The following is a 12,582-nucleotide window of genomic DNA, read 5'->3' as shown; positions in this document are numbered from 1 at the left end:
CTTCTATAGTAGTACCTCCTGGAGAACATACCATATCCTTTAATTCTCCTGGATGTTTTTTAGTATCTATGACCATCTTAGCACTTCCTAAAACTACCTGTGAAGCAAATGTATATGCCTTGTCTCTAGGCATTCCATCAGCTACTGCTCCATCAGCCATAGCTTCTATAAGCATAAATATATAAGCTGGTGCACTACCGCTAACTGATACTACTACATCCATTAATTTTTCATCAACTAACTCTACTTTTCCAAATCCTCTTAATATACTTAGTACATACTCTAATTCTTCATTTGTAACTAATTTATTGTAACAAGCTCCCGTCATCCCCTCACAAACAAGCGCAGGTGTATTAGGCATTGTTCTAACTATTTTCACTTGCTTTTCAAATAATGAAGTCAATTTTTCTAAACTTTGCCCAGGCGCTATTGTTACTATTATTTGCTCTTCTGTAACAAAATCTTTTATTTGTTTTATTACTTCTTCATAGTATTGAGGTTTTACTGCTAATACTATTATTTTAGCTTCTTCAACAACTTTTAAGTTATCTGCTGTTGTAGCAATTTTTAATTCTTCTTTTAATTTCTCTAACCCTATAGCATAGGCATCAGAAGCGATAATTTCTTCTGGCTTAAGTATTTCATTGCTTATTATTCCCTGCATCATAGCCTTAGCCATGTTGCCTGCTCCTATAAAACCTAATTTCTTACTCATAATATTACTCCCTCTTTTACTCTATATCTGTGATAAGTATTTTTTTTAGTTAAATGCCTGTTCTGTACGGTCTATGATTTCATCTTGTAATGCTTTACTTAAGTTTCTAAAATGATCACTGTATCCAGCCACCCTCACTATTAAATCTTTGTATTCTTCTGGATTTTGTTGAGCTTTTATTAAAATTTCTCTATCAACAACATTAAATTGTATATGGTGACCATCCATATTAAAGTAAGTTCTCACTAAATTTGACATTTGGTCTAAACCTTTTTCTCCTGCTACTACACTTGGAGTAAATTTCTGATTTAGTAAAGTTCCTCCAGTTCTTAAATGGTCCATTTTAGCTGCAGATTTTAATACACTTGTAGGACCATTGTGGTCTCCTCCTTTAGATGGAGAAATACCTTCTGATAAAGGTTTTTTAGCTAATCGTCCATCTGGGCTTGCCATCATTATTTCACCAAAGTACACATGACAAGTTGTTGGTAGCATATTTATTCTAAATTGTCCTCCATTTGTGTTAGGTCTTCCTGTTACTGTTTTTTGATAGAAGTTAAATACTTCATTCATAATTTCATCTGCATAATCATCATCATTTCCGTATTTAGGTGTTCTATTGCTTACTATATTTTTTATAACTTCATATCCTTCAAAGTTGTTTTCAATAGCTTCTATTAATTCTTCCATTGTAAACTTATTATTATCGTATACATTGTATTTTATAGCAGCTAATGAATCTGTTATTGTTCCTATACCTACTCCTTGGATATAAGATGTATTGTAACGAGCTCCACCTTCATTGTAGTCTTTTCCTTTTTCTATGCAGTCATCAATAATTATTGATAAGAAAGGAGCTGGCATATATTTAGCATAAATTTGTTCTATTGTGTTACTTCCTTTTATTTTTATATCTATGAAGTATTCTATTTGCTTTTTATATGTTTCAAGTAACTCTTCATATGTTTTAAAGTCTTTAGCATATCCTAGTTGTAATCCTAATTGTTTTCCACTAATTTTATCAAATCCATTATATAAAGTTAATTCAAATATTTTAGGAAGATTGAAATACCCTGTTAATATATAAGCTTCTTTTCCATAGTTTCCTGTTTCAATACATCCACTACATCCTCCAAGCCTTGCATCTTGAATAGTTTTTCCAGCATTTAATAGTTCTTGGATTATAGCATCTGTATTGTAAAATGCAGGTTGCCCCCATCCTTTTCTAGATATTTCACATGCACGTTTTAAAAACTTTTGAGGAGTTTTTCTACTTATTTGCACATTAGAGCTTGGTTGTAGTAATTTCATTTCATCCATACAGTCAAGTATTAAATAACTAACTTCATTAACTCCATCTCTTCCATCTTCAGTAATACCACCAGTATTTAAATTGGCGAAATCTGTATATGTGCTACTTTCTTTTAAAGTTACTCCAACCTTTGGAGGTGCTGGTTGATTATTAAACTTAACCCATAGATTTTCTAAAAGTTCCAGTGCTATTTCATCATCTAAACTTTCATCTTCTACTCCCTTTAAATAAAATGGATATAAATGTTGATCTAATCTACCTGGACTAAACGCATCCCATGGATTTAGTTCTGTTGTTACTCCTAAATGTACAAACCAGTACATTTGTATTGCTTGCCAATATGTTTGTGGCTTGTTAGCTGGTACAACCTCACAATTAGTTGCTATTTGTAACAATTCTTCCTTTCTAAGCTTATCTTTTTCTTTATCCGCTAATTGTCTAGCATAGTCTGCATACCTTTTCCCTAATGTTATAATCGCATCACAGCAAACATCCATAGCATTTAACTCTGCTATCTTATTAAGTGATTCTTTATCATTTAATAAATCTATTTTTTCTTTGGCTCTTCTAATATCTTCTTTAAAATCAAGAAAACCTTTTTCGTATATGTTTTTTCCACCTACTGTATGACCTGGGCCACGTTGTTCCATAAATTCAGTAAATATACCATTTTCATAGCAATCTTTCCACTCTTTACTCATACTATTTACTATCTTATTTCTTACAGAACGTTTTTCCCAATATGGAATTATTTTTTCTTTTTGTAATTTAAAATCTTCTTCACTAACTTGGAATCCTATTAGCTCTCTGTCATTCATTACTTTCATATCTTCAAGTGTATGACAACAGATTTCTGGGAAAGACGGTGCAGATTGAGGTCCATCACCTTTTTCTCCTACTATTAATTCACCATCATTAATACAAAGTGTTTTATTTTCCATAAAATGTTTAAAAGCTAATGCTCTCATTTCAGGTGTAGACACAGATCCTTCATACTTCATATATGCATCTGTGACAAGGTTTGCCCTCTCCATATAAATATGAGGTGTAGCACTTGTACTTTCTCTTCTTAGTTTCTTAATTCTTTCATTCATTCCTCTTTCCATTGTTATCCCCCTATCTCTACTTTGTTAAATCCATTTGTTATGAATTTAGACTTTATACATTCCATTTTTTCTTTGCTAGGTATATATAGTTCTCTGCCTTTATACTCAATATCCAGTCTTTCATATTTGCTTGCTGCAATATCGTGGTATGGCAGTAAATTAACTTGCTTAACATTTATATTAGCTTTTAAGTAATTAATTATTTTATCTATTTCCTCATCATTATCATTTACTCCACCAATTACAGGTATCCTTATATAAATATTTACCCCTTGTTTATTTATATATTCCAAATTGCTAAGTATAAGTTCATTATCTTTTCCCATGTATTTAATATGTTTTTCACTATCCATTAATTTTATATCATATAAAAATGTATCTACATAAGGTAAGATGCTTTCGTAGTTACTTTGTGGTGCAAATCCACAAGTATCAATTGCTATATTGTAACCTTTTTTCTTAAGTCTTTTAACTAAAGTTGTTAAAAATTCTATATCTTGCACCATTACTTCTCCACCAGATAAAGTTACTCCTCCATAAGAAGATTCATAAAACATGCTATCTTTTTCAACTTCTTTAATTAGATCTAATACACTATATTCTTTACCTACAATTTCCCTCGCATTGTTTATACAAATATCTAAACAAGTTTCACATAGTTTACACTTTTCTCTATGGTATTTTACTGTTTGATTTGAATCTTCTGTGTTATTTTCACATATTTGTGTGCATTTTAAGCAATTAGAACATTTTTCTTTATTAAACATTAGCTCTTTTTTAAAACTTTGACTTTCTGGATTGTGGCACCACCAACAGTTTAATAAGCAGCCTTTAAAAAATACAGTAGTCCTTATTCCATCTCCATCATGAATAGAATACCTCTGAATACTAACTATATTTGGATTTTTCATATATTCCCCCGAATTTCACAATAATGAATTTTATATTTTTATTTTCATAGTATCATACTATATTTTCATTGTCATTAATATTATTCTGTATTTCATTGTTTTTTTCACATATATGAATTTAGTTATTATTATATATATTGACTTTTATTTATACTTATTCTAGTATTTTAATATAGTAAATTTTGATTTAAGGAGTTGTTTTTATGGATTACAATGCCATGATAGGCTTAAGAATAAAAGAATTAAGAAACCAAAAAAACTTTACGCTTAAATATTTAAGTGAACAGACAAACTTATCTACTGGTTTTTTATCTCAACTAGAAAGAGGTATGACAAATGTTGCAGTAGATTCTCTTGCTAAGATTGCAAAAGTTTTAGATGTTGATTTGGTAAGCTTTTTAGATTTTAAAAGTGACAATGATAATTCAAGTATTATCCGTAGTTACGATAGAAAATATACAACCATCAGTTCAGAAATTGTTCAATGTTCATTAAATCATAATGTAGCCAATTTTGATTTACTTCCTAGAATTCAAGAGATTATGCCAAATAACAATGATAATAGTGAACCTTTAGAGCTATATACTCATGAAGGCGAAGAATTTATTTATGTAATTGAAGGGATATTAACTATTCATATAGATTGCGATAAATCTAATTTATACCCTGGTGATTGTGCTCATATAAAGTCTTTCACTCCACACAACTGGAGAAATGATACTTCTATGATTACTAAAATACTTACAGTAAATATACCAAATCCATTTAAAAAATAAGCTTAATCAATTTTGATTAAGCTTGTTTTTTATCACCATAAGATTAAATACCTAAAACTCTTCTTTTAAAGTATAACCCTCTTTTTCACTCTTTGGTAAAACTCTAAATAATAATATTGACGAGAAAACTAACATAACTACATCTGTTATAGGTTGTGCATATATAAATCCAGAGAACCCAAACATATTATTTAATATAACTAGAAGTGGCATGTATAGTATTCCCTGTCTTGATATTGATAATATAAATGCTACAACAACCTTACCCATAGATTGAGCTGATGTTGTAGATATCATTTGTCCTCCAACAAAAGGTAGGGAAATGATAAGTGCTCTAAGTATTGTAGCTCCCTTATCTATAACCTCTGCATCACTTGCAAATACTGCTATTAAATAATTAGCAAATACGCCAAACACTAATGCTAAACTTATACCTATTATAGAAGTTATTACTATACCTTTTTTTATTATTTCTTTAACGCGAGCTATATTACCACATCCATAGTTGTATCCTACTAAAGGCTGACATCCTGCTGAGAACCCCATAAATACAAATGTACCTATAGTCATTATTTTCATTGCAATACCCATACCTGCAACAGTTAATATACCATAATTAACAGCTATAGTATTTGCAATAACGGTAGCAAATCCCATTAACATTTGATTAAGTGATCCTGGCACACCTATTGTAAATATTTCTTTAAATATTTTTTTATCATACTTAAATTTATTTAGGTTTATTTTTAAAGTAGTTTTGCCACTTAAATATGCATATGTGAAATATAATAATGTGGCAGCTTGACCTATTACAGTAGCTATTGCTGCACCAGTTATCTCTAAGTTGAATCCAAATATAAGAATTGGGTCAAGTACTATATTTATAACAGTACCTAATGTTAACCCTATTACTGACTGCATTATATTCCCTTCAGAACGTAATAATTGACCCAGTGCATAACTACACATTACAGGTATTGCACCTATAAACATTATTACTATATATCTATATGTGTAATCAAAAGTAGCATTATTAGCACCTAGACCTTTTGCTAAACTAGGAGACAGTAATACCCCTCCTACCATAACTATAATACTCAAAATAACCAAAATACCTGTTGCTATTGATATAGTCTTATTCGCTTCTTCATAATTTTTATTACCTAAACATCTAGAAATATATGAAGATGATCCTAAACCTACAATACCTGCAATAGCCATAAGCATCATGAATACAGGTAATGATATATTTGCAGCTGCAAGTTGATTTGGATCATTTAACATTCCTATAAAATACGTATCTACTAAGTTGTATAAAACTTGTATCATCATACCCATTACCATAGGTATTGATAGTTTCAGTATTGCTTTTGAGACAGATTCATCTCTTAAAAGTCTTATTTTTTTGTCTTCCATAACATTCTCCTATTTATCATTGTGTCTATTTTTTATACAAAATCTTGATATTATCTTTAATGCGTTATTTATTTCTTCACTTTCATCTTTACTTACATTATCAAACATACTATTTATACTTTCATATAAATTATCTTCTAGTTTTATAGCTATTTCTTTTCCTTTTTTAGTTAACTCTAAGTTAGTCGATCTCCTATCCTTTTCATCTTTAATTTTTAATATGTAACCATTATCTATTAAAATATCTACAGATGTTGTAAAAGCACCTTTTTGTATTCCTATATAGTTATTTATTTTACTCATTTGCTTGTGCTCATGCTTGTGTACGAATAATAATATTTTTGCATGTGTTTCATTAAGATTAGTATCTAACTCCTTTATTGATGAATATTTAAAGACTCCCTTCGTAAAATGATGTATTATCATTAAGTTTTCTATAAAATCTAAATTTTTCATTTGTTCTCCTCTATTAGTTTTATTTAAAACTATTTCATTTAATTATTATATACCTCTTTTTTAAGTTTTGAAACAAAAAGTTTTAAATAAAACTATTTATGCAAAAGTTAACTAATAATTAATAAGATTGCTTGTAGTTTTAATATAAATAAAGAAGATTAAAAATTGCTTGCATCAAAAAAGACATTGGCATTTTACCAATGTCTTTTGCTCTATATTATACAGCTTTAACTTCATCCAATAATTCTTCTAAGATTGTATCTTTATCATTTTTAGAAGAGTATCTTTTTAAATCTTTAACTAATACTATACCTGTAAAAATACATGCTAATATGTCCGCTGTTGGCTGTGCATACCAAACACCATCTAAACCAAAGAACTTTGGTAATATAAGTGCCATTGGTATTAGTATTATAACTTGTCTTAATAAACTTAAAACTATTGCAATCTTAGCATTTCCTGTTGATTGAACATAGTTTGTTCCTACTATAGATATACCTATTATAGGTAATGCAAATAAGTATTTTCTTAATCCGTTTATAGTCATACTCATAAGCTCTACATCTTTGTTAAATATTCCTACTATTACATGTGGAATAAGTTGTACAAGTAATGCTCCTATTACAAGCACTGCTGTTGTTGCTATTAAAGTTATTTTTAAAGTTTCTTTCGCTCTATCATATTTCTTAGCTCCGTAGTTAAATCCTACTATCGGCTGCATTGCTTGAACAAATCCATATGCAGGCATAACAAACATCATTGTTATTGAGTTTATTGTTGCCATTGCTCCTATTGCTAAATCTCCACCATATATTTTAAGAGAGTTGTTTACTGTTACTTGGACTAAACTATTTGCTAACTGCATCGCAAATGGTGCTGCACCTATTACAAATATTGTTCCTACTATCTTTTTATCTAGCTTTAAATTAGCTTTATCAAACTTGACATTTGACTTTCCTCTTGTGTAATATAATAATCCCCATACTGCCGTAATCCCTTGAGATATTATAGTAGCAATAGCTGCACCTTCAATTCCCATGTTAAATCCAAATATAAATACTGCATCTAGTATTATATTAGTAAAACATCCTGTAGCCATTATTATAGCTGATAGTTTTGGGTTTCCATCTCCTCGTATTAAGTTACTAAGCATCATAGCTACTATACTAAATATAGTTCCTATTAAAATTATGCTTGTATAAGACCTTGCATAACTTAATGTATCATTACTTGCACCAAATATCATAAGTATTTTATCTAAAAACACGGTCCCAACAATAGTCAATATTGCTCCTATTATTACTCCTAAAGTAATTGAATTTCCTAAGTTTTTCTCAGCATCTTTTCTTTTACTTTCTCCTAGTCTTATAGATATATTAGTAGTCGCTCCAATACCTACAAGTGTACCAAATGCCATTATTATTGTAGTTATTGGTAAAGTTACCCCCAGTCCTGTTATCGCTAGAGGACCTGCTCCTGGTATATTACCTATAAATACTCTATCCACTACATTATATAGAGCATTTACCATCATACCTATAATAGCAGGCACTGAATACTTAATTAGTAGTTTCCCTATACTTTCCGTACCTAAAATATTTTTCGTGTTGTCCATATTTCACCTCGATAGTTTATTTGCTTCTATTCGATTATTGTAAGCGCAATGTAAAACAGTTTAGCATATTTTTATTGAGCTTACAACTAGCTGTATGCATATATTTTTATATAACTAAAGCTAAAAGACCTATAAAAGAAAGAACTACTCCTTCTAAATTTATAGGTTATCTGACATATTTTTTCATCAAATATCTCCATGCTAATTTTTGGTATTGTCAAAAATATTTACTTCTGATTCTGTTATTTGATTCAACTTTATCCCTTCATAACTTACATTCATAATCTTGAGCGAATCTTACAGTTTTAATCTATAATTATCAACTTGTTATTTGAATTTTATATAATTAGATAATTATTTCGATTAATTGTGTGTGTATATACATATACTAATATCAATTACCTTTCGCTTATTAATTTAGACCATTATATTATTTTGAAATATTTTTCACATTTGTATATTTTTAACTATTTATATTTTTTTATTTGTCAATATAGTTTTTTATGATATTATTATATAAGTATTTTGTATACAAAGTATTTATATTCATAATTAAAAACATAGGAGGATTACAATGGGAAATGAAACAAAAATAAAAGTTGTAACTGCTGACCCTTCAGCATTAGGACTTTTCGGATTAGCAATGGTTACATTAGTTGCATCATCTCAAAAATTAGGAATAACTTCAGGTGTATCATTTATTTTACCTTGGGCAATATTCTTAGGTGCGTCTGCTCAGCTAATGGCTGGTATAAATGATTTTAAACATAACAATACATTTGGAGCTACTGCATTCAGTGCATATGCATTCTTTTGGTATGCGATTGGATTTACTTGGTTAATACAAAACGGAGTGTTTGGTCCAGAATTAGCAGCTACTGTTGATACTAAACAATTAGGGTTTGCTTACTTAGGATACTTAATATTTACTATATTTATGACTATAGGTGCTATGGAAACTCACAAGGTATTATTTATAATATTTGTACTTATCGACTTCTTATTTATAGGATTAACTTTAACTTCATTTGGAATAATGGAACATGCTACTCATCAACTTGCAGCATATTCTGAGTTATCAATAGCAATAGTATCATTCTACGGATTTGGTGCTTCTGTATTAAATACTCATTTTGGAAGAACTTTCTTACCTGTTGGTAAACCTTTTGGTATATTTAAGAAATAATTTAATAAAATACAACTTAGTTAATTAAATATGTTTTATAAAACAATTAATGTGTAGTCCACCTAAATTTATATATCGTTTGGTGGGCTACAGTACATTATAAAGCTTTTTCTGCTTGACTAGCAATTTTTGCAGGTAACTTTTCTTTTAATTTCCATATTATATTTATAGGTTTACCCCCACTATAGTTTACTATATTCGCTTGACCTAAGCACACATAAGGGTTAGTTATTCCATCTTCTTTATTATTTTCTCTCACAAACAATAGTATTTTATTCTCTGTATCTCTATGATTTATATATCTTTGCCCTGTATTAGACTCTATAGTAGTTCTACTTTGACTTTGCCAATTGAATAATTCATCACTTATGGCATAGTCTTCATACATTGTTGATGGTGAGAAGTGTTTTTCTACTTTATTTAAAGTTGTTAGGAATATATTAGTTTTTCTGTCTTCAACGTACAATACACCTTCTCTTAAGGGGTACTGTTTATCAAGAGTATTTGTACATAATGCAGATAGTATTTGCTCTTTATTATAAGTTGCGTGTACTTCAAGAGCACTATCATAATTTAAGTTATCTTTTTTATGACTCAATTTTACATGGCTTAGATTGTACTCAAGTACTTCTAATATTTCTTCATATATAAGTCTATTTTTATATAGCCTTGATAAAAATTCATCTATACTATTTAATCCCATATCTTTTGGTGCTTTATTGTATAAGGTGTAATGAAGCATTAGTAGCATTCTTTCTTCTACTTCTGTTAATACTTCTAATTTTTTATTATCCTTATATAATTTTAAAATATTAATCCAAAATCTCAAAAGCCTAACTGAATCTGTACTTATAAGTCTAACCATTGCTGTACTTAAAACTTTTTCATCTATGTTTTCAACATAGTCTTTTATATTAGCGTCTACACAAAGCCTATAAAAAGTATTTTTAGTTTTGTAGATGTCCTTAATACTTATATTATAAAACTCTATAAAATTACTTAGATTTAATTCTTTTTCACTTTCTAATTTAAAAGTTTTTATCTTGTTAATTATTGTTGTTTTATTATTTATAAAAGAGTTTATATTTCTTAATATGTATTCCTTAGCTTGTTTTTCCATATGCAAATGACAACCTTTAGGTAGTGTTACAAATCCACTTTCTATTTCTTTTTTCAATGCCTTTCCTTTTTTCTTAGATACTGTAGCAAATTTTTCGTAGAAGTTATAGTTTCTATGAGCCTGTCCCACATAATCTAACACTGTTAAACATTCCTTGTTATCACTTAATATAAGTCCTCTTCATAGCTGTTGTAAAAAAACTGTTGTACTATCTGTTGGTCTTAAGAAAAGTATTGTATTAATAGAAGGTATATCTACTCCTTCATTGTATAAATCTACTACAAAGGTAAACCTATATTTTCCTTTTTCTATTCCTGATTTAGCTTCTTCTCGTTCATCCTTATTAAGTTCTGAACTATCATATCCTCCTCTTGTCCATTTGAGTTTACTTAAATCTAATTCATCACTTACACAAAAATACTGAAATGGAGATAATAGCTTTTTATCTATAGCTTCTCCTAATCTCATTTCACTACTTATTCTTCCATCAAAATATTCTAATACATTCTTACCATCCATTCTTTCAGGAGTTGCCGTAAGTCCTAGAAGAACTTTAGGTTCAAAGTTATCTAATAGTTTTTGATAACTTGTAGCACTTGCATGATGGAATTCATCTACTATTATAAAATCATAAAAATCTTTTGTAGTATTTTCATCTATTTTCTTAGAATTAAAGGTTTGTATAGTCATAAATACATGATCAATATTGTCAGGAGTATAGTTCCCAGTATATAAACCTCCAAAGTTTCTATCTCTTAGTATAGTTCTAAAAGTTCTCATACTTTGAACAAGTATATCTTCTCTATGTGCTATAAATAATAATCTGTTTATTTTTCCTTTATTCTTTTTAACATAATTTTTATAATTAAAAGCAAATATTATAGTTTTTCCTACTCCTGTAGCAGCTATTATTAGATTTTTATTGTGACCTAGTACTCCTCTTTCAGCTTCAAGTGAGTCTAATATTTCTTGTTGATAGTGGTAAGGTCTTACATCAATACTCACTATTTCTTCATTTTCATTATTGCTATTATTTCCTCTTGCTCGTCTTAATTCACTCTTTAATTTTTCCTCGTCTTCTTGACTATAATGTTTAAAATAACTTTCAAATGTAGCTTTAAATTTATCTAGGATATTTTTTGAATCCTTTTCACTTACTTTCATATTCCATTCAAGACCTGTAGTCATAGCATCTTTTGATATATTCAAAGAACCTATATATGCTGTAGAGAATCCTGTATTTCTATAAAACATATAGCTTTTTGCATGTAGTCTAGTTCTTTGAGTATCATAAGATATTTTAATTTCGGTATTTGGGATAGTGTCTACAGATTATATTTACAAGGTTTATCCTATATGTAAATAGCCAACAAGATTACTACTGTTCCTATAATCTGAAGTATTGTTAATTTAGTACCTAATATAATGTACGCTAGAATAATTGTAAATATTGGTTCAATCAATGATAGAATCGAAACCTGCCCTACTGAAAGTAATGATATAACTTTCATAAATGCAAAGAAACCCACAATCGTAGAAAAAATGCTAGCATAATTACATATAAAACAATTTTAGGAGTAGTAATAACCACAAATTCACCATTAACTATACTATATCCAAAGTAAGCAACTGAGCAAACAAAGCATAAATACATTATCAAAACAACTGTATCTACATCAGCAACACACTTTTTCGTATAAATCATATATATGGCACTGACCAAAGCGGTTATTACAACTTGACACACTCCCTACAGCTAAAGCAGAGGGATTCTTGGTGGCTAACGACTTAATCACACCTAAACGATATAATCAGAGGTTGTTACAAAGCTGTTATACGTCAATTTATTTCATATGAAAATATACCTAAAAAAGCAATTTAAAATATCTTTCATTTAATAGAAGATATCTTAAATTGCTTTTTTAATAATCAGATTATATAATCTGATGTAAAAGATTATAATTAATAG

The 12,582-nt window shown here is 29.0% G+C and carries 11 protein-coding genes; 2 read left to right on the top strand and 9 right to left on the bottom strand.

The window, feature by feature from the left end; translation table 11 throughout:
- From proC to ACRC03_RS08850, 3 genes are all read right to left on the bottom strand, one after another.
- On the bottom strand, window positions 1–715 hold a 715-nt coding region (gene proC, locus ACRC03_RS08860; protein ID WP_438652203.1), incomplete at its 3' end, for a pyrroline-5-carboxylate reductase.
- Between the two features lie 45 nt (window positions 716–760).
- Entirely contained in the window at window positions 761–3,133 is a 2,373-nt protein-coding gene (hypD, locus tag ACRC03_RS08855) for a trans-4-hydroxy-L-proline dehydratase (protein WP_438652202.1), read from the bottom strand.
- 2 nt (window positions 3,134–3,135) lie between these two features.
- Window positions 3,136–4,044, bottom strand: coding sequence for a trans-4-hydroxy-L-proline dehydratase activase (locus ACRC03_RS08850; protein ID WP_438652201.1), 909 nt, complete (start codon window positions 4,042–4,044; stop codon window positions 3,136–3,138).
- 203 nt (window positions 4,045–4,247) lie between these two features.
- Here ACRC03_RS08850 and ACRC03_RS08845 point away from each other — a divergent pair, with 203 nt between their 5' ends.
- Window positions 4,248–4,820 (top strand): helix-turn-helix domain-containing protein, encoded by a 573-nt coding sequence (locus ACRC03_RS08845; RefSeq protein WP_438652200.1) that lies wholly within the window; start codon window positions 4,248–4,250, stop codon window positions 4,818–4,820.
- Between the two features lie 51 nt (window positions 4,821–4,871).
- Here ACRC03_RS08845 and ACRC03_RS08840 read toward each other — a convergent pair whose 3' ends face one another.
- The 3 genes from ACRC03_RS08840 to ACRC03_RS08830 form a co-directional block, all read right to left on the bottom strand.
- Entirely contained in the window at window positions 4,872–6,236 is a 1,365-nt protein-coding gene (locus ACRC03_RS08840; RefSeq protein WP_438652199.1) for an MATE family efflux transporter, read from the bottom strand.
- A gap of 9 nt (window positions 6,237–6,245) precedes the next feature.
- Window positions 6,246–6,692: a MarR family winged helix-turn-helix transcriptional regulator gene (locus ACRC03_RS08835; RefSeq protein ID WP_438652198.1), complete on the bottom strand. Its 447-nt coding sequence runs from the start codon at window positions 6,690–6,692 to the stop codon at window positions 6,246–6,248.
- A 217-nt stretch (window positions 6,693–6,909) separates the two neighbouring features.
- Window positions 6,910–8,307: an MATE family efflux transporter gene (locus tag ACRC03_RS08830; RefSeq protein WP_438652197.1), complete on the bottom strand. Its 1,398-nt coding sequence runs from the start codon at window positions 8,305–8,307 to the stop codon at window positions 6,910–6,912.
- 574 nt (window positions 8,308–8,881) lie between these two features.
- On the opposite strand from ACRC03_RS08830, the gene ACRC03_RS08825 reads away from it, so the two are divergent.
- Window positions 8,882–9,493, top strand: coding sequence for an acetate uptake transporter (locus tag ACRC03_RS08825; RefSeq protein ID WP_438652196.1), 612 nt, complete (start codon window positions 8,882–8,884; stop codon window positions 9,491–9,493).
- Between the two features lie 97 nt (window positions 9,494–9,590).
- On the opposite strand, the gene ACRC03_RS08820 is transcribed toward ACRC03_RS08825, so the two are convergent.
- From ACRC03_RS08820 to ACRC03_RS08810, 3 genes are read right to left on the bottom strand one after another with little or no spacing between them, the layout of a single operon-like run.
- On the bottom strand, window positions 9,591–10,754 hold the full coding sequence (locus ACRC03_RS08820; RefSeq protein ID WP_438652195.1) for a DUF3427 domain-containing protein: 1,164 nt from the start codon (window positions 10,752–10,754) through the stop codon (window positions 9,591–9,593).
- A 39-nt stretch (window positions 10,755–10,793) separates the two neighbouring features.
- Window positions 10,794–11,912: a DEAD/DEAH box helicase gene (locus ACRC03_RS08815; protein WP_438652205.1), complete on the bottom strand. Its 1,119-nt coding sequence runs from the start codon at window positions 11,910–11,912 to the stop codon at window positions 10,794–10,796.
- 53 nt (window positions 11,913–11,965) lie between these two features.
- On the bottom strand, window positions 11,966–12,157 hold the full coding sequence (locus ACRC03_RS08810; RefSeq protein ID WP_438652204.1) for an EamA family transporter: 192 nt from the start codon (window positions 12,155–12,157) through the stop codon (window positions 11,966–11,968).
- Window positions 12,158–12,582: the final 425 nt, after the last annotated feature.

It is taken from the genome of Romboutsia sp. (assembly GCF_051659545.1).
Lineage (GTDB): Bacteria > Bacillota > Clostridia > Peptostreptococcales > Peptostreptococcaceae > JBOFOR01.
Note: the sequence above shows the minus strand (reverse complement) of the source record. Positions and strands in the feature narration are given on the sequence as shown.